The sequence below is a fragment of the Undibacterium sp. Tian12W genome (genome assembly GCF_049339405.1).
Taxonomy (GTDB): Bacteria; Pseudomonadota; Gammaproteobacteria; order Burkholderiales; family Burkholderiaceae_D; genus Undibacterium.
Map to the genome: position 1 here is coordinate 1 of NZ_JBMPPK010000022.1, position 17389 is coordinate 17389.

The 17389-nt window shown below is 48.7% G+C and carries 18 protein-coding genes; 13 read left to right on the forward strand and 5 right to left on the reverse strand.

What is annotated here, in order from left to right; all coding sequences use genetic code 11:
- The first annotated feature begins 280 nt into the window (after nt 1-280).
- From ACO0LI_RS24335 to ACO0LI_RS24370, 8 genes are all read left to right on the forward strand, one after another.
- Nucleotides 281-853 (forward strand): RNA polymerase sigma factor, encoded by a 573-nt coding sequence (locus tag ACO0LI_RS24335; RefSeq protein WP_422952394.1) that lies wholly within the window; start codon nt 281-283, stop codon nt 851-853.
- Nucleotides 854-867: 14 nt separating this feature from the next.
- Nucleotides 868-1290, forward strand: a complete 423-nt coding sequence (locus tag ACO0LI_RS24340) for a hypothetical protein (protein WP_423035912.1) — start codon at nt 868-870, stop codon at nt 1288-1290.
- Between the two features lies 1 nt (nt 1291).
- On the forward strand, nt 1292-1588 hold the full coding sequence (locus tag ACO0LI_RS24345) for a 4Fe-4S dicluster domain-containing protein (RefSeq protein WP_423035914.1): 297 nt from the start codon (nt 1292-1294) through the stop codon (nt 1586-1588).
- A 113-nt stretch (nt 1589-1701) separates the two neighbouring features.
- Nucleotides 1702-2181 carry a GNAT family N-acetyltransferase gene (locus ACO0LI_RS24350; RefSeq protein WP_423035916.1) on the forward strand — a complete coding sequence of 160 codons (480 nt, stop codon included), beginning with the start codon at nt 1702-1704 and terminating at the stop codon, nt 2179-2181.
- A 2-nt stretch (nt 2182-2183) separates the two neighbouring features.
- Complete coding sequence (locus ACO0LI_RS24355; protein WP_423035918.1) at nt 2184-3143, forward strand: AraC family transcriptional regulator; 960 nt, start codon at nt 2184-2186, stop codon at nt 3141-3143.
- Between the two features lie 180 nt (nt 3144-3323).
- Nucleotides 3324-4358 (forward strand): alpha/beta hydrolase family protein, encoded by a 1035-nt coding sequence (locus ACO0LI_RS24360; protein WP_423035920.1) that lies wholly within the window; start codon nt 3324-3326, stop codon nt 4356-4358.
- A gap of 105 nt (nt 4359-4463) precedes the next feature.
- The gene (locus ACO0LI_RS24365) at nt 4464-4895 is read left to right on the forward strand and encodes a hypothetical protein (protein WP_423035922.1); all 432 of its coding nucleotides are present in this window, start codon (nt 4464-4466) and stop codon (nt 4893-4895) included.
- A 127-nt stretch (nt 4896-5022) separates the two neighbouring features.
- The gene (locus tag ACO0LI_RS24370; protein ID WP_423035924.1) at nt 5023-5766 is read left to right on the forward strand and encodes a TMEM175 family protein; all 744 of its coding nucleotides are present in this window, start codon (nt 5023-5025) and stop codon (nt 5764-5766) included.
- A gap of 23 nt (nt 5767-5789) precedes the next feature.
- On the opposite strand, the gene ACO0LI_RS24375 is transcribed toward ACO0LI_RS24370, so the two are convergent.
- Nucleotides 5790-7496 carry a cation:proton antiporter gene (locus ACO0LI_RS24375; protein ID WP_423035926.1) on the reverse strand — a complete coding sequence of 569 codons (1707 nt, stop codon included), beginning with the start codon at nt 7494-7496 and terminating at the stop codon, nt 5790-5792.
- A gap of 722 nt (nt 7497-8218) precedes the next feature.
- Between ACO0LI_RS24375 and ACO0LI_RS24380 the strand changes: the two genes are divergently transcribed.
- Nucleotides 8219-10183 (forward strand): PAS domain S-box protein, encoded by a 1965-nt coding sequence (locus ACO0LI_RS24380; protein WP_423035928.1) that lies wholly within the window; start codon nt 8219-8221, stop codon nt 10181-10183.
- 101 nt (nt 10184-10284) lie between these two features.
- Here the strand turns inward: ACO0LI_RS24380 and ACO0LI_RS24385 are convergent, their stop codons facing one another.
- On the reverse strand, nt 10285-10464 hold the full coding sequence (locus ACO0LI_RS24385; protein WP_422952382.1) for a hypothetical protein: 180 nt from the start codon (nt 10462-10464) through the stop codon (nt 10285-10287).
- A 174-nt stretch (nt 10465-10638) separates the two neighbouring features.
- Entirely contained in the window at nt 10639-10845 is a 207-nt protein-coding gene (locus ACO0LI_RS24390) for a hypothetical protein (protein ID WP_422952381.1), read from the reverse strand.
- 490 nt (nt 10846-11335) lie between these two features.
- Here ACO0LI_RS24390 and ACO0LI_RS24395 point away from each other — a divergent pair, with 490 nt between their 5' ends.
- The 3 genes from ACO0LI_RS24395 to ACO0LI_RS24405 all read left to right on the forward strand — a co-directional run bounded on the left by ACO0LI_RS24395 (nt 11336) and on the right by ACO0LI_RS24405 (nt 14605).
- The gene (locus ACO0LI_RS24395; protein ID WP_422952380.1) at nt 11336-11749 is read left to right on the forward strand and encodes a BON domain-containing protein; all 414 of its coding nucleotides are present in this window, start codon (nt 11336-11338) and stop codon (nt 11747-11749) included.
- Nucleotides 11750-11872: 123 nt separating this feature from the next.
- On the forward strand, nt 11873-12391 hold the full coding sequence (locus tag ACO0LI_RS24400) for a hypothetical protein (protein WP_422952379.1): 519 nt from the start codon (nt 11873-11875) through the stop codon (nt 12389-12391).
- A 108-nt stretch (nt 12392-12499) separates the two neighbouring features.
- Complete coding sequence (locus tag ACO0LI_RS24405; RefSeq protein WP_422952378.1) at nt 12500-14605, forward strand: catalase; 2106 nt, start codon at nt 12500-12502, stop codon at nt 14603-14605.
- 88 nt (nt 14606-14693) lie between these two features.
- Here the strand turns inward: ACO0LI_RS24405 and ACO0LI_RS24410 are convergent, their stop codons facing one another.
- Complete coding sequence (locus tag ACO0LI_RS24410; protein ID WP_422952377.1) at nt 14694-15947, reverse strand: alpha/beta hydrolase family esterase; 1254 nt, start codon at nt 15945-15947, stop codon at nt 14694-14696.
- Between the two features lie 95 nt (nt 15948-16042).
- Nucleotides 16043-16456, reverse strand: coding sequence for a CopG family transcriptional regulator (locus ACO0LI_RS24415; RefSeq protein WP_422952376.1), 414 nt, complete (start codon nt 16454-16456; stop codon nt 16043-16045).
- 346 nt (nt 16457-16802) lie between these two features.
- Between ACO0LI_RS24415 and ACO0LI_RS24420 the strand changes: the two genes are divergently transcribed.
- The gene (locus tag ACO0LI_RS24420) at nt 16803-17339 is read left to right on the forward strand and encodes a hemerythrin domain-containing protein (protein WP_422952375.1); all 537 of its coding nucleotides are present in this window, start codon (nt 16803-16805) and stop codon (nt 17337-17339) included.
- Nucleotides 17340-17389: the final 50 nt, after the last annotated feature.

The window sequence follows — 17389 nt, forward strand, 5'->3', positions numbered from 1 at the left end:
ACCGTCGTCTAAAAATGCGTTATGAGAAACTAGCTATGACACACGAAGCATTTCTTTCGTTGGCTTGTTCTCTCATTTGCTGGAACTTTCTTAAACCTTTAATTTAATTTCGCAACAGCTTCTTAGTTTCTGAATTTTCAATATCATCCCAGCAAACTGCGTCAGAAATAAATTGTTATTTGATAACATTTTTCTCTATCCTATGCGTTGATATGCTAGTGTTTGCCAATTATTTTGCCTGTATCTGCAATATTCGCCCTTATTGCGCGTCTTCACAGGCATGGAGACTACACATAACCCACCAGAGCTGATGGCTGACCAGAACAAAGACCTTGCTGAAACGGTCAGGCGCGAACGTGGGCGGCTGGGTAGCTTCATACGCAAGCGCGTGGCAGATGCCAGCGAGGCAGAAGACATTTTGCAAGATGTCTTTTATGAACTGGTTGAGGCTTATCGCCTGCCAGAGCCTATAGAACAGGTCGGTGCATGGCTGTTCAGGGTTGCCCGCAACCGCATCATAGACCGCTTTCGCAAGAAAAAAGAAGTCGCCCTGCCTGATGTAGAGGAGGGTAGTGAAGATGAATCCTGGCTCGACAGAGTCATGCCATCTGTAGATGAAGGACCAGAGGCCGCCTATGCACGCAATGTCATGCTGGAGGCCTTGTATGAAGCCCTGGATGAATTGCCAGAAGAGCAGCGCGATGCCTTCATAGGCCATGAAATCGAGGGGCTGAGCTTTAAGGAAATGTCCGCCGCTACTGGCTTGGGCGTAAACACTTTGCTGGCGCGCAAGCGCTATGCCGTCTTGCATCTGCGCATGCGCCTGCAAGACTTATTGGAAGAATTTAATTAAGACAGGAGTTTGATATGTTAATGCGATTTAGAGTATTAAAAATCATGGTGGTAGTGATCGCCGGCATCAGCGCACTGAGCTGGGTAGTCATGATGTTGTGGAACTGGCTCATGCCAGCTTTGTTTGTCGGTGCCCGCAGCATTGATTTCCTGCAGGCGCTGGGCTTACTTGTGCTCAGTAAAATCCTGTTTGGCGGCATGCGTGGACATGGTGGCTGGCATAAACATGGTGAACACCACTGGCATCGTCGCTGGGAAAAACTGACGCCGGAAGAAAGAGAGAAATTCCAGCACGGCATGTTTGGCCGCAGAAGGCACAGGGATGAAGCCTATGCCCAGGCTTGCCGCCATCATCAGGATCATAACAGCCATAAGCCTGAGAGTCAGCCTGACAACAAGCCTGAAAGCAAGCCTGAAAACAAGCACGAGCAGGCTTGAAATGCAGACGACAAAGGAAGTGGTTTGCAAACAGGAGCCAGGCATCATCGTCCCTGTCGTCAACTTCAGCAAGTGTGAAGGCAAGGCTGATTGCGTGCCAGTGTGCCCGGAAAATGTGTTTGAAATTCGCCGCATTGCCGCCGAAGACTACAAACTACTGGGCTTGCTGGCACAACTCAAGCAAAGAGTACATGGCATGAAGGTAGCCTATACTCCAAATGCCGATGCCTGTCGCGCTTGCGGTTTATGTGTGACAGCCTGCCCGGAAAAGGCAATTACTTTGCGGCGCTCAACATAACAGAAGCATGCATATTTAAGTAAGGCTCACACAGATGTTTTAAAATAGTCATTTTGAGCAGGTATAACAGATACCTGCGTTCCATCACTCCGCATTACCGGAGAGGAGTATTGATGACTATTGTAATTCGTGAAGCAGGGCATGCTGATCTTGAAGAAGTCTTGCAACTGCGCATGCGCCTGTTCGACAAGCTGGTCGATTTTAATAGTGGCAAAGGTGTCGATGAAGATTTGTTGCAATCGACCCGCACCTACTTCAGCGATGCCTTGCAAAATGGGGTTTGCAAAACCTGGGTAGCCGAGGCAGATGGACATCTTGTCGCCTGCGGCTCACTCGCCATCTTCATCCGCCCACCGTATCCGGGTAACGTGGCAGGCAAGGATGCTTATCTGCTCAATATGTACACCATGGCAGAGTATCGCAAGCAAGGCCTGGCCAGAAAAATATTGCAACAGGCCATGCAGTATGCCCGTGAACAGGGCTTTGCAACAATCTGGCTGCATGCCACTGAAGATGGTCAGGCTTTATATGAGTCTGAAGGGTTCGAGCCATCGGCCAAATACATGGAATGGGAAGTCGGGGCGGGAGTATAAACTTGGGCCAGCTTCCAACGGGGAAAAATGCACAGGCATCCCAGCATCAGTCACATTACCAGGCGCGCATGCACAGGGTGCTGGAACATATAGACCGTCACCTCGATCAGCCACTTGATCTGGAGGTGCTGGCCGTGGTTGCACATTTTTCACCGTATCATTTCCACCGCCTGTTTGCTGCCTGGATGGGCGAACGCCTGGGCGACTATGTGCGTCGCCGCCGTCTGGAAGCCGCAGCATTTCGCCTGTTTGCGCAAGCAGGCACACCCGTGCTGGAAATTGCCTTGTCAGTCGGCTTTGGTTCGGCAGAGGCCTTTACCCGCGCCTTCAAAGACCGGTTTGCTTATACGCCAGCGGCTTGGCGGCAATATCAAATTGATTTGCAGCGTACAAATAGCAAGAATAATCAAGCGGTAAGCAATAATGATCAGGTCCAGTCTTATGCGTCCTTTCATAATGGAGTCTCTTCCAGTTTAAAACAGGTGGCCAGCATGGACGTCAAATTAATACACAGAGAACCAGTCAATATCGCTTATCTGCGCCATATAGGGCCTTATGGGGCAGAGGTAGGCCAGTTCTGGGCAGAGGTTGTGTCACCGTGGATGGCAACACATAATTTGTTCGCAAGGGCGCGCTATGGCATCAGTCACGATGACCCCAGCATTACTGATCCGGCGCTTTGCCGCTACGACGCAGCAGTTGAGCTGCCAGAAAATTCCCCTGTCCCCGGAAATGCCTTGCTGACCAGCATACCCGGTGGAGAATATGCCTCACTGCACTTCGAAGGCAGAAGCACTGAAATCGGTGAAACCTGGGCTGCCCTCCTGCGTGACTGGTTACCTGCCAGTGGCTATCAGATCGATGCCCGACCCTGCTTTGAATACTATTCACCCGAAGCCTGTTTTGACCCGGAAACCGGCATCTTTGACTGTGACATCTGTATCCCGGTTATTCCTCTTTGATATGCCTCGCTGAGGCAGCCTTATGACCTGGGTCAGGTCGCGATAATTCTTTGCATGCACAAGGGCACATTGCTGCCGCTGCATTTCTGCGCCAATTTTTTGGAGTTCACGAATATGATGTCATTTCTTCGCTACTGCTTAGCCTCCTTGATTTTACTTGCTGCAAGCAGCCAATCTGTCATGGCCGCCGGGGCGGAGCACAATCCCTATCCCGTAGGTTTGAAGCTGGTGCAATATGAAGATGCCAGTCGCATGGCCTGGGCAGGTAATAAAGCACGTCCCCTGTCAACGGCAATCTGGTATCCGGCCCAGGCGGGAGCGGTGGAGAAAGACTGGAACGTGGCCATCTTCAAGGCGGGCCGCAATGCGATAGATGCACCCATGCTGCACACAGCCGGGAAAATGCCCTTGATCCTGCTCTCGCATGGCACTGGTGGTTCGGCAGCCTCCATCGCCTGGTTTGCCGAGAGCCTGGCAGCACACGGCTATATAGTCGCCGCCGTCAATCACCACGGCAATACCGCGTATGAAGAGCATACCAGGTTAGAAGGCTTTGTCGTCTGGTGGGACAGGCCGCATGATTTGTCAGTGCTCATCGACAAGTTGCTGGCAGACCCCGCTATTGGCCCAGGTATTGATACCCAGCGCATTGCCGTGGCAGGTTTTTCTATCGGTGGCTATACCGCTCTGGCCAGTGTAGGTGGCAGGATCAGCTACACGCAATGGCAAGAATTTTGCGGTAAATACGCCACTAACCCAAATTGCACATTGCCACCAGAAGCCAAATTCAGCCATGAAGACTTACAGACGCTGCTTAAAGAAAACCAGCGCGTCAAGGCCGAGATTGCCAAGTCTGGCGCAGACTACAGCGACAGCCGGATCAAGGCCGCCTATGCCATGGCACCTGTCATGGGCAGGGTAGTGACCAAAGACAGCATGGCTGCCATCAAAGTACCTGTGCGCATCGTGGTGGGGGCGGCTGATGATCAGGCTATTCCAGAATTTAATGCCCAGGTCTATGCGGCAAATATTGCTGGCAGCAGCCTGCTGACACTGCCTGCGGTAAGCCACTATGCTTTTTTGGCAGAGTGCAATATGCTAGGCAAATTGGCGGCGCGCCAGGTTTGTGTAGATCCTGCCAGGTTTGAACGCTCTGCCATCCATCAACAAGTAGCAGCAGATGCCAGGAAATTTTTTGAGGATAAGCTACGGTAGTTCGCTCATTGCTTATAATTGGTTAAGCTGTTTTAAGCGGCAGGGCATGATACAGTTTTCCAAGTCGAATTCTTGATATGAGTCCTGCAATATGATCCCGGTAATATGAGCCCTGTATTTCATTTCAGTTTTGAAAGCCACTGGCGTAGCGCGCCGCTGGCTTATTGGGTGCATATACCTGTAGCAGGGCAGCCAGACAGTTATTTGCCTGCTGCGCCACCGTGCATACCGCATCGAGGCTATGCCGTTCTGCATGTGGAATTTGAACAGTTTGATCTGGTGTTCAGTGCACCTGCGCAACTCGATCATTTTATTACCGTGCTATCGACCAAGCCCCTGCCCACATCTGGCCAACTGTCTGCCTTGCGTAATGCGCCGATCGGGCCAAACGGACACTGGCTCAGCCGCCTGCCAGCAGCTTTGAAAGCACCACGCAAGCGGGGCAGGCTGGTACAGCTCATCAGCGAGATACGCAGCCTGGTCGTGGATAAGGATAAGCCCGACAGGTTTGACTGGGAAAACCACGACATATCATGAAATATCACCAGCCTTCAGCGGCCTTTTGAACGATATCCAACACTTCGGCGACACAGAGCATCAGACCTGCCTTAACGGTCTGGAACTCGTTATAATTGTCTAAATAACCATCGCTGAGGATAATATCGTGTCAGATACCGTTCATCACAAGCATCAAGGTTTTATCTCCCTACACAGGCTAGAAGGTTTCAGCGACGCCGTGTTTGCCTTTGCCGTGACCCTGCTGGTGGTGTCGCTCGAAGTGCCCAAATCTGCTCATGAGCTGTTCCACCTGATGCACGGATTTATCGCCTTTGGCGTAGCCTTCGTCCTGCTGATGGTCTTGTGGTATCAGCACGGCAAATTTTTCAAGCGCTTCCCGTTGACTGATCTATGGATGATCAGCCTGAACACGGCCTTGTTGTTCGTCATCCTCCTGTATGTCTATCCCTTGAAGTTTTTATTTGCCAGCCTGTTTGACTCATGGATATGGAGAGCCAACAACGATAATTTTTCTTCAGTGTCAGAAATCAGGCAACTGATGGCTATTTATGGTGCCGGCATCATCGCAGTCAATTTTGTTTTTTTTCTCATGCATAAACATGCCTGGCGCCTGCGTGAGAAATTTAATCTCGATTTTGAACAACTCAATGAATTGCAGTCAGACATCGGAGGTAATCTCGTCAATATGGTGGTTGCCGGTCTGTCAGTATTGATCGTGGCAGTCAGCAACGACAAGGGAACCTGGTCAGGATTTATCTATTGCCTGCTGGGCCCGCTCCATTGGTGGAATGGCGCCCGTCATGCAAAGAAAAAACCGCCAAATGCTATTGAGGATGCAAAAGACGTAACTAAAGAAGCCCCCAAAGAGGCTTCCAAAGAGACTACATAAAGTCGTTCCAGGACATGGCCGGTTTAATGCCCGGCACCATCAGGCTTGAAGCGATTTACTATGTGCACAGCCATGCCTTTTGCCAGTTCTTCTTCGCCATAAAAGACATCACCTATCTCTTCCTTGCGCAAGAGTATGGATTCATCTTCGCTATGCGTGCGCAGCAAAACTTCAATACCAGGGTTTAGGGTACGGGCAGTTTTTGCCATTTGCCGCACGTTCAGGGTGTCTGGTGTTGCCACTACCAGCATCGCAGCATTGGTGATGTGTGCCTGTATCAACACTGCCGGGTCAGCAGCATTCCCTGAGACGGCAGCGATGCCTTTCTTGCGCAAATCCTCGACCACTTCACGGTTTTGTTCAGCCACCACATAAGGGATGCCACGTTCATCCATGGCCAGGGCAATACGGCGGCCAACCCTGCCATAACCCACTAGCACCACCTGGCCTTCCAGATATTTGCGTTCAGTCGTCATTGGCAATTCAGCATAGGGGTCCTGTCTCTGATCAAGCTCTCGCGCCAGATCAGAATGTGACAAGGCCCATTTTCTGAGTGGCCCTATCAGCGCAAACAAGAAGGAATTCAAGCCTATGGAAATCAGCACCCCCGCCAGTATCAAACTCATGCCTTCTTGCGGCAGCAAGCCAAGCGACAAACCCAAACCAGCCAGGATGATGGAGAACTCGCCAATCTGCCCCAGGCTTGCACCTATCGCCAGCGCCGTATTGAGTGGGTAACGCAACAAGATCACCAGCGTAGAAGAAGTAAAGAAGTTACCCAGTATGACAATCGCCACCACGCAAAGCACACGCAAGGGCTGCGCCGTCAAAATCGCAGGGTCAAATACCATGCCCACCGACACAAAAAACAAAACTGAAAACGCATCACGCAAGGGCAGTGATTCTTCTGCCGCACGATGGCTGAACTCTGACTCACGCATGACCGTGCCAGCAAAGAAGGCACCCAGCGCAAACGACACGCTGAATATCACAGATGCACCATAAGCGATACCAATTGCAGATGCGACTACTGACAGCGTGAACAATTCACGCGAACCCGTACGCGCCACCTGCCACAACAACCAGGGCAAAGCACGGCGGCCAACCACCAGCATCAAGGCAATAAAGGCAGACACCTGCAACAAGGTTTTACCTATGGTGATCCACAGTGGCGTCGTACTCGCGACCACCGCAGTTGTGCTGCCCAATACACCTGCCAATGGTGGCAGCAACACCAAAACCAGCACCGTCACCAAATCCTGCACCACCAGCCAACCGACTGCGATGCGGCCATTCATGGTGCTCAACAGATTGCGTGCTTCCAGTGACTTCAACAACACCACCGTACTGGCGCAAGCCAGCGACAAACCAAAGATCAATGAACCACCCACACTCCAGGTCCACCACGATGCAATCGCCATACCTACAGCCGTGGTAATCCCCATTTGCAATACCGCACCAGGAATAGCAATACGCCGCACCGCCAGCAAATCAGCAGGTGAGAAATGCAAGCCCACTCCAAACATCAGCAACATCACACCTATCTCTGACAACTGCGATGCAATATGTACATCCGCCACAAAGCCAGGTGTAGTAGGGCCAATCACTATCCCTGCCAGCAAATAGCCAACCAGGGCTGGTACCTTGATTTTTTCGGCGATAAAGCCAAGAACAAGCGCCCCGGCAAAAGCGGCTGCAACGGTAGTAATCAAAGAAATGCTGTGGTCCATTCGGCTCCTTAAATTAAATCACCCGCTTCATCGCGCGTGATAGAGGTTGAAGTGATTGAGTATTCGGACGCCATCATTTGCATGTGGCTTGCGGTAGGTATTGCTGTATTCCGGGTAGCTGAGTAGCAAACACTTCAAGCTATTTGAAGCAGAGCATACTTGGCTTTGTTGACGCAGTGGGAAATACTAGAGCTAATATTGCTGTTGGTCAAGAATATGTATCAGCAGGCAGTGGCTGAAAAATTGCCTGCAGCGAACTTTAAGCTCAGAGTCACTTAATGCATTAGCTTATTTGCTGCTTGCATTCACAGGATCATCCTCTACACGTATGCTTAATTGACCATTCACAATGGACAAAACATAAGTAAATTTTCCGGCTCCAGGCAAAGGCCCTTCGCCGTTACAGCCCCTTGGCCAGGCATGCTTTAAAGTGACGTTTTATTTCGACAGGTGAGATGGAAGCAATCGAGTATCATGGTCGGATGTCAGGCGCAAGAACGCACATAGGCTTTTTCTGTACCCTTACCGCACAATGAAGAGCGTATCTCAGGCTTAAAGTTGTATTGACAATACGATATAATTTTATTCGCATGAAAGTGGCAGAATCTAGTATTTCCCATTTATGACGCATCCTTGAACACCACATTTTGCAGCTTACTGGTGGAAGACGGGTAAGTTGATGCGCGCTAGTTAACAAAATTTTTTGACTGTGGAAATAGCCGATGCTCAACCAAAATTTGCCTGAAGATAAAAAATTGATTGACCTCCAGCGCTTCCAGTTATTGGTTGATGCAATTACTGACTATGCGATTTACATGCTGGATATTGATGGCCGCGTGGTAAGTTGGAACGCGGGTGCGCAGAGATTCAAGGGTTACAACTCTGAAGAAATCATTGGCAAGCATTTTTCACAGTTTCATACACCAGAGGACCAGGCCGCCGGTCTTCCCGCGCGTTCTCTCCAGATAGCGGAGACGGAAGGGCGTTACGAGACCGAAGGCTGGCGTGTGCGCAAAGACGGGTCTTATTTTTGGGCAACCGTCATCATCGATGCAATCCGGGAGAATGGCCGCTTACTTGGTTTTGCGAAAATTACCCGCGACATTACTGACCGCAGGAAAGCGGAAGAAGCCTTACGTCAAAGCGAGCAGCAATTTAGCCTGTTAGTGCAAGGTGTGACTGATTATGCGATTTATATGCTGGACAAAGATGGCTATGTCAGTAACTGGAACTCTGGTGCCCAACATATCAAAGGGTATCGACAGGAAGAGGTTATCGGTACTCATTTTTCCCGATTCTATACTCAGGAAGATCAGCATAGTGGAGTGCCGCAGCGCGCGTTATTGACTGCAAGGACTGAAGGTCGTTTTGAACAGGAAGGCTGGCGCGTGAGGAAGGATGGAAGTAAATTCCGGGCTCATGTCGTGATCGATCCTATTTACAATGCCTTCAATGAATTCGTCGGCTATGCCAAGGTTACCAAGGATATTACTGAAAAATATGAAGCAGCCATCGCTCTGAAAAAAACTGAACTGGCATTACAGCATGCACAGAAGATGGAAACCATCGGTAAATTGACCGGCGGAATAGCCCATGATTTCAATAACCTGTTGCAGATCATCTCAGGTAACCTTCAGTTATTGTCTGCCGAGATTGCAGGTAATCAACATGCAGAAAAGCGGGTCACTAATGCGTTGGCTGGTGTGCGGCGCGGTGCCAAGCTGGCCAGTTATTTATTGTCTTTTGGACGACGCCAGGCACTTGATCCCAAAGTAGTCAATATTGGCCGTTTTGTGATCGATATGGAGGATATGCTGCAACGCAGCCTGGGTGAGACTATCGAAGTGGAAACTATTCTCGCTGATAACCTGTGGAATACCTTTGTCGATGTTGCGCAAGTTGAAAATGCTTTACTTAATCTTGCTGTCAATGCGCGCGATGCCATGGAATCCGTCGGCAAGCTGACCATAGAAGCTGGTAACGTCGTACTGGACGAAAGTTATGCACGCACTCATGTAGAAGTGAATGCTGGTGAATATGTGATGCTTGCAGTGTCGGATGTTGGTTCTGGTATGCCACCAGAAGTCGTATCCCAAGCATTTGAACCATTTTTTTCGACAAAACCCGAGGGCAAAGGAACGGGTTTAGGTTTGTCCATGGTATATGGCTTTGTTAAACAGTCAGGTGGTCACATCAATATTTACAGTGAACCGGGTTATGGCACAACCGTAAAATTATATCTTCCCCGTTCGACAGAACAAGAAAGCAGGCTGGCTCTGCAGGTATTAGAAGAAATTATTGGCGGACATGAAACCATTCTGGTTGCCGAAGATGATGAGCAAGTTCGGACTACTGTAATCACGATGCTGAGCACTTTGGGGTATACCGTATTACATGCTGCCGATGCACAGAGCGCATTGGCTATTATCGAGGCTGGCGCCAAAATTGATCTTCTTTTTACCGATGTTGTCATGCCAGGACCAATGCGTAGTCCTGAGCTGGCGCGCAAAGCCCGCGAGCATTTGCCAAATCTGGCAGTATTGTTTACATCGGGCTATACACAAAATGCTATTGTGCACGGAGGGAGGCTTGATGCAGGCGTGGAATTGCTCAGCAAACCTTATAGCCGCGAAACGCTCGCGCGCAGGATCAGGTCGGTAATTGCTAATAATGCCAATAAGCATTAGTTGCAATAAGCATTCGTCGCAACAAGCATTAATGGCAAGGGCCATGAAATAGTTAACATCAAGCTCTGGTTACTTGAAAACTCTTGAAGTTTATTTCTCCGTCAGGATGAGAGCTTAGACAAAGCGATATCAATTCTGCGCAAAAACTTATCTTTGGCTGCACTTATTTCCATATCCGACATTGACGGCAACCTGCTAATCAGTTTGTCGAGTTCATCTTTAAAGTCAGCACTGCTTACATGTTTGATGTCGGAGGGATTTTCGGTGATTTTCTTTCCCATGATTATTCCTGTTTATTGAACCTCAGCCTCATGAATAGCTTGGCACTTGACTATCATTATGTGCTTATCTTCGAGCATACCTCGCTCATTCAGCATCAAGATGCAAAGCGACATGCACAGCGGCAACAGTAACGTATATAGCCATTCCCAAGTTTTTCAATCACACACAGTTTTTCAGCTGGAAAAATACATGGTTCGCAAGTTTCTGCGGTGTTCTTCCAGTTTTTTCATATGGATATGGTGGGTTGTAGAAGTCAAATTTTTCGATTTCTTAGCGTTACCCATGTCTGTCACCGTCACAACTGGAGTGACCAACTGATCATTCAGTGCAGAAATGTTTTGATTTTTAGTTGAAAAATAGAAACCGAAAAAATTTTTCATGATGACTCCTCTGAAATATGGGATGGCTGAATAATATTGTGTCCAGGAACAAAAACCAGCGAGTAGCTAGTGGTACCCCCAGTAACAACAATATTGCGAAAGAGATGTCATCATAATTAGAATTGATCTTACAAAGAACAGGACAACAGCGACCCGCTTTGTAGGAGATATCCTACCGCTACTCCATATGCATTTTCTTCATCAGATTATGCATATTTCATGTGTTTCCCTCCGCAAAAAATATTTTCACACTCATTTGAATTGATTTCAGCTTTGCTCTGAAATTGATAGAAGTATGGTGCATTTCTGCTATGAAATGCCTTGTTGTGTCTGCATTTTTTCAACGTAAAAAATAGTGATTAGTTTATTAGTAATTTTAATAATTTTCTCGGTCTGACCCTAGCTGCGTGTTGGTTACCGCACAGATGCAACGGATCAATTTTCTTAATCTATCGCTACTTGTCCACTTGGACTTAAACGGGAGAAATGAATGGGACGAATACTCAATACCATCGGCGTTACTTCATTACTGGCTCTGGCTACTTTGCCGGGTACTGGATTTGCAGCTGATCCTGTACCGGTAGTGACACAAGGTAAAGCCGCATCAAATGTGGATAACACTGAGATCAATAACCGCGACAAAAATGCCGCGAACAAAACGCCGGAAGATCAGTTCAATACGCAAGAAGATCGCCAGGTACTGGCAGCCGTCAGACGGTCAGTCGTTGGCGACAAATCACTGTCAGTCTTGGCACACAACGTCAAGATTATGGTGAATGCAGGTGCGGTCACTTTACGTGGACCAGTCAAGACGGCAGACGAGAAAGTGAAAGTTGAAAAAATTGCTCAGACTGTCAAGGGCGTCACTTCTATCAATAATTCGCTGGATGTGAAAACAAATTAAACAGGAAAAACAGACAAGCAAATAGGGATGTGAGCAAGTCTGCTAGTTAGCTATATCAGCGCTAAAAAGTAGGAAACAAAGTAAGAAACTACGTACGCAATTTACACCACCAAAGGAGTTCATATGACAACCGCAATTTACTGTATCGCAACAAACCGCGTTCAAGCTGAAAACATCGTCGATAATCTGAAACTTGCAGGATTCCCAAGTGGCGATATCTCTGTCCTGTTCCCTGATCAGACTGGTACACGGGATTTTGCGCATGAGCAAAATACCAAATTACCTGAAGGTGCAGCCACGGGTGGCGTTGCAGGCATGGGCGTAGGTGCCATCCTGGGCTGGTTGACAGGCATTGGCACGCTGGCTATCCCTGGTGTTGGTCCTTTCATTGCTGCTGGCCCTATCATGGCTGCATTGAGCGGTGCTGCACTGGTTGGTGCGGCAGGCGGCATCATTGGTGCCCTGGTCGGTCTGGGCATTCCTGAATATGAAGCAAAACTGTACGACGGCAAAATCCGCGGCGGCAACATTCTGATCTCTGTCCATACAGACAATTCTAATGAGGCTTCGAATGCAAAGGACATTTACAAAAAGGCTGGCGCTGAAGATATCAACTCCACATCCGAGGCGAGTGTTTCTTAATTTCCTGCCAGAGTAAGTGAGTAGTGACATCGTAAAAACGGACTGCTCAGATAAACAGAGCAGTCCGTTTTTTGCCTATCATCCCCATTTTTTTGTAGATTGCCTACCATGCCTAAGACCAAGACAGCCGCAGCAAAATCAGAAATAAAAGAAACAAAAAACCTGACTTCCGCCTCCATCGGCAATGGAGGGGAACTACATCAGATTGCAGGAAAAACACATCCACAATTGACGACAAATCAGGGCGTCGTTATTGCAGATGACCAAAATTCTTTAAAAGCCAGCGTCAAGGGCCCGACCTTGCTGGAAGATTTTATCCTCAGGGAAAAAATTACTCATTTTGATCATGAACGTATTCCAGAACGTATCGTCCACGCGCGCGGCACGGCTGCGCATGGCTATTTTGAGCTCACACATTCGCTGGAGAAATATACGACCGCCAAAATCCTGACTGAAGTAGGGCATCAAACTCCAGTGTTTACCCGCATTTCCACAGTTGCTGGTGGCTCTGGTTCTGTGGATACACCACGGGATGTACGCGGCTTTGCGGTCAAATTTTATACCTCTGAAGGTAATTGGGACTTGGTGGGTAATAATGTACCTGTGTTCTTTATCCAGGATGCTATTAAATTCCCCGATCTTGTCCATGCCGTGAAAATGGAACCTGACCGTGGCTTTCCGCAAGCTGCTACAGCGCATGATACCTTCTGGGATTTTATTTCACTGACGCCAGAAGCCATGCACATGGTGATGTGGATCATGTCAGACCGCACCTTGCCAAGATCCTTGCGTATGATAGAAGGTTTTGGCGTACACACTTTCCGGCTGATTAACAAGAGTGGTGAATCGACTTTTGTCAAGTTCCACTGGCGTCCAAAAGCAGGCTTGCAATCGACGGTTTGGGATGAAACAGTCAAAATTGCCGGTGCTGATCCTGATTTCCACAGACGTGATTTTTTTGAAGCTATCACTACAGGCGATTTCCCTGAATGGGAATTGGCGGTACAGTTATTTACGCAGGAAGAAGCAGATCAGTTCCCGTTTGATCATCTTGATGCGACCAAGCTCATTCCCGAAGAATTGGTACCACTGACTGTAGTAGGGCGCATGGTGCTTGACAGGTGGCCAGATAATTTCTTTGCAGAGACTGAGCAAGTGGCATTCTGCCCATCCCATATCGTTCCCGGTATCGATTTTTCGAATGACCCCTTATTGCACGGGCGTTTATTTTCTTATCTGGATACACAATTGTCCAGGCTGGGTTCGCCCAATTTCCATCAGATTCCTGTCAATGCGCCGAAGTGCCCATTCGCCAATCACCAGCGTGATGGACATATGCAAATGGGACGCCCTGTAGGCAGGGTCGCCTATGAGCCGAATTCGCTGGCAAAGGATGCGCCACGTGAGCAGCCTGCAACAGGTTTTACAAGCATGGCAGAACCTGTGGCTGGTGATAAAGGCCGTATCCGTCCTGAAAGCTTCGCCGATCATTATAGCCAGGCACGTCAATTTTATGCCAGCCAGAATGCAACTGAACAAGCGCATATAGTTTCAGCACTGGTCTTTGAATTATCAAAAGTCGAGCACGCGCATATACCTGCAGCCATGGTCGGCCATATGCGGCATATCAATGAAGACCTCGCGCAGCGCGTCGCTGCCGGACTGGGCCTCAAGAACTTGCCAGCCGCGCCAGCTACTCACGCAGAGATACAAGACTTGCCTGAGTCCCCAGCTTTGGGATTGATAGATAAAATGAAGGATACCCTGACGGGCCGCGTAGTTGGTATTCTCATCGCCGACGGTTCAGATGCCAGGATACTGGACAAAGTCAAAGCGGCTGTTGAAGCGGCAGAGGGTAAGTGCAAAGTTGTTGCTCCGCGCATCAATGGCATACTTTTATCAGATGGCAAAGAAGCCAAGGTGGATGGCCAACTGGCAGGTAGCCCTTCAGTTATCTTTGATGCTGTCGCTATTATTTTGTCTGATGCATCGGCAAAAAAATTGGAACGGGATATGGCAGCGAAAGGCTTTGTCAGTGATGCCTTCAGTCACTTGAAAGCAATAGCTTATGATGCGGGCGGCGAAGTGTTGTTGACTGCGGCAGGCATTGATAAAGACGATGCTGTCATATCGACAGATCAATTGAAAAACTTCATCGCTGCCGCAAAAACACGCTTATGGGTTCGCGAAGAATTCGTGCGGCCACCTCTATAAACTGCCTGAACGGCAAAGGCACTGGTGAACAAGAAAAAGCCTGATGCATAGTGATTGCATCAGGTTTTCTCTTTTTATTTTTATCGCATTACGCTTGATTCTGATTTACTTGCGACAAAAAGAAACGCAGCATTTCCCGGCTGGCATCCGGCCCCGCTGCATCGGTAAAACTACCTTGACTATTACCGCCCGACCAGGCGTGGCCAGCGCCATGGATGACCCATTGTTCGGCAGGTGCAGGTTTTGCGCCAGCTTGTTGTGAAGAAGCATTTTCAGCGTAGCGCGTGCGTGTATAACGCCGGCCAAGCTTGCCGTTACCGTCTTCTTTTTGGGCTTTCAATGCGCTTGACTGCTTGCTGTCCAAATATCGTGTCATGATGCGGTCAGCATTTTTGCTACTGACAGTATGATCCTGATCGCCGTGAAAGACGATGATAGGCACGGCGTTTCCTGCAACCGGTTTTTTCATCTGATTTGCTGCGCCACGCATCGCCGCCATTGCTGATGGCAAATCACTGGCTGCGCCAAATGGCAGGCCAGAATGGATGCCAACTGCGGCATAGAGCTCAGGATAGGCATCTGCCATGATGGCTGCCATGGCACCACCCGCTGACATACCAGCGATAAATACGCTGCCTGCATCGACATGATAGTTGGCCATGATGTCACGGGTGATGCCTGCGATCAGCGAGGGTTCGCCCTGGTCGCGCTGTTGATCCATCGCCTTGAACCAGTTCCAGCATTTCGATGAGTTGGCTCCGTGGTCCTGAGCAGGATAAACGACCAGGCATTGCTGTTGTTCTGCAATCAGGTTCATGCCCGTGCCGGTCGCAAAATCATCTGGCCCTTGCGTGCAACCATGCAGCATGACGATCAGAGGTAATGCTTTTCCTTTATCGCCATTGTAGCCGGAAGGGATATATAGTTTGTAGCTACGTTTGCCGTGTGCATTGACATAACTGCCGCTAACAAAACGGCCGACATCTGCCTTGCCATTTTTCTGCGTTTGCGACACATCGGCATCAATGATGTCTGCCATGTATCTTGTATTAGCTGATGGCGGGACTGGCCTTTTTTCAGGAGCTGGGTTGATATCATGTAAAGACGGCTCTTGCGATGTGTCGCCTTGTCGCCCAGGCGCAGGCTTAGCATGGCTATCTGTCTTTGCCATGCCAGGCAAGTGATCATTCAGGGTGCGTTGTATCAGTTCTGTGACGGCGGTTAATTTTTGCAATTGCTCCGGATTCATGCTGTTCTGGGCAGGTAGAGCAAATGCCTGTGCATCGCGCCAGGACAGGCTGGCCTTGCGTATGTGGGCCAGCAAATTTTGATTGAAATTCATGTGGTGCTTTCAGTGTGCATATGAAATAGCTTACGGAATGGCTTGAAGAATGACGCGAGGAATAGCGGCAATGCTTAATTGTTCATTGTTCATTGTTAATTGATGCGGTCTGCAAGGGCTGCCTTCACCGCGCTGCTGGCCTGAAATGCTCCCAGCACAGAGATGGAGGCGATGCTTGCAACTGCGAGTTCAGGGCTGACATCCGCCGCAATGCTGGCTAAACCCAGCACCTGTATTTGCAAATGCTCGCCAGCATCCCGCACGGCTTCAAGATCGGCACGGGTGTAATGCTGCATGCCTAGTACCAGACTCCTGCGCGTGACGGTCTGGCGTATAACTTCAGCATGCGTCAGCAATTGATTGCGTATCGCGGTACGTATCAGATCGGTACGATTGGAATAAAAACCTTCCTGCACCAGCAGATCTACCTGACCCAGATCAACCAGACCAAGATTGATCGTAATTTTTTCTGTATCGCTGGCCTTGGGCCGTATATCGGTAACGCTCATGGCATGCCTTTTTTGTATTTACTTTAGATTTTGCTTGTAATTAGCATCCATATGGATGGTAATTGGATGTTTAATGGAGTATATCAATGGATTTTATAATGTAAAGCTTTAATTGCAGCGACAAGAATCCCTGCTTTTTGTCCTACATGGCTTGGGGGCTGAGGCTTACTCGCATTTACAGGTACAGGTTTTAAGATGGAATCTACCTGTTCTCTTCTGTGTGACTGATTTTTTACTGAATTTGCAACAGGTATTTCTTCAGACTATTTTTTGATTAATTAGCCGAAAACCTAGGTTCATCAACGACACCATCAACGACATCATTAACGACATTGAAGGAAACATCATGCGTACTGCAACTCCTGCGGCAAAAGCCAAATCTGTAAAAATCCCTGCCGTTGTTCTCCCCAAGAAAACCAAAGGCGCTAAAGCGCAAGATGCAGTCAGCCTGCTCAAGCAAGATCATAAAAACGTCAAGGCTTTGTTCAGCAAGTTTGAAAGCCTGGGTGACACGGCATTGGTGAGCAAGAAAAAAATTGCTCACCAAATTTGCCTGGAACTCACCAAGCATACAATTGCTGAAGAAGAAATCTTTTATACAGCCGTACGCGAAGCGACGACGAATACCGACGATATGCTGGATGAAGCCACTGTTGAACATGCTGCCGCCAAGGATTTGATTGCCCAGATATTGAGCATGGAACCAGGTGACGATCTCTATGATGCCAAAGTCAAGGTATTGTCAGAACAAATTGAGCATCATGTGAAAGAAGAGGAAACAGAGATGTTTCCAAAGGCAAAAAAAGCAAAACTTGATCTGGTTTCTTTGGGTGAAGCGATACAGCAACGCAAGGACGAGATTACTCTGCCATCCCTGCAGTAACGACGCATGTTCTGGGCGCGGGACTGTAAAAATCTTTCAGCCTCGCGTTT

What these genes read in the sequence shown, in the direction of transcription:
- ACO0LI_RS24340 (WP_423035912.1), top strand. Translation starts at nt 868, where the DNA reads ATGTTAATGCGATTTAGAGTATTAAAAATCATGGTGGTAGTGATCGCC.
- ACO0LI_RS24380 (WP_423035928.1), top strand. Translation starts at nt 8,219, where the DNA reads ATGCTCAACCAAAATTTGCCTGAAGATAAAAAATTGATTGACCTCCAG.
- ACO0LI_RS24360 (WP_423035920.1), top strand. Translation starts at nt 3,324, where the DNA reads ATGGCCGCCGGGGCGGAGCACAATCCCTATCCCGTAGGTTTGAAGCTG.
- ACO0LI_RS24365 (WP_423035922.1), top strand. Translation starts at nt 4,464, where the DNA reads ATGAGCCCTGTATTTCATTTCAGTTTTGAAAGCCACTGGCGTAGCGCG.
- ACO0LI_RS24335 (WP_422952394.1), top strand. Translation starts at nt 281, where the DNA reads ATGGAGACTACACATAACCCACCAGAGCTGATGGCTGACCAGAACAAA.
- ACO0LI_RS24405 (WP_422952378.1), top strand. Translation starts at nt 12,500, where the DNA reads ATGCCTAAGACCAAGACAGCCGCAGCAAAATCAGAAATAAAAGAAACA.
- ACO0LI_RS24410 (WP_422952377.1), bottom strand. Translation starts at nt 15,947, where the DNA reads ATGAATTTCAATCAAAATTTGCTGGCCCACATACGCAAGGCCAGCCTG.
- ACO0LI_RS24375 (WP_423035926.1), bottom strand. Translation starts at nt 7,496, where the DNA reads ATGGACCACAGCATTTCTTTGATTACTACCGTTGCAGCCGCTTTTGCC.
- ACO0LI_RS24350 (WP_423035916.1), top strand. Translation starts at nt 1,702, where the DNA reads ATGACTATTGTAATTCGTGAAGCAGGGCATGCTGATCTTGAAGAAGTC.
- ACO0LI_RS24420 (WP_422952375.1), top strand. Translation starts at nt 16,803, where the DNA reads ATGCGTACTGCAACTCCTGCGGCAAAAGCCAAATCTGTAAAAATCCCT.
- ACO0LI_RS24395 (WP_422952380.1), top strand. Translation starts at nt 11,336, where the DNA reads ATGGGACGAATACTCAATACCATCGGCGTTACTTCATTACTGGCTCTG.
- ACO0LI_RS24345 (WP_423035914.1), top strand. Translation starts at nt 1,292, where the DNA reads ATGCAGACGACAAAGGAAGTGGTTTGCAAACAGGAGCCAGGCATCATC.
- ACO0LI_RS24415 (WP_422952376.1), bottom strand. Translation starts at nt 16,456, where the DNA reads ATGAGCGTTACCGATATACGGCCCAAGGCCAGCGATACAGAAAAAATT.
- ACO0LI_RS24400 (WP_422952379.1), top strand. Translation starts at nt 11,873, where the DNA reads ATGACAACCGCAATTTACTGTATCGCAACAAACCGCGTTCAAGCTGAA.
- ACO0LI_RS24385 (WP_422952382.1), bottom strand. Translation starts at nt 10,464, where the DNA reads ATGGGAAAGAAAATCACCGAAAATCCCTCCGACATCAAACATGTAAGC.
- ACO0LI_RS24390 (WP_422952381.1), bottom strand. Translation starts at nt 10,845, where the DNA reads ATGAAAAATTTTTTCGGTTTCTATTTTTCAACTAAAAATCAAAACATT.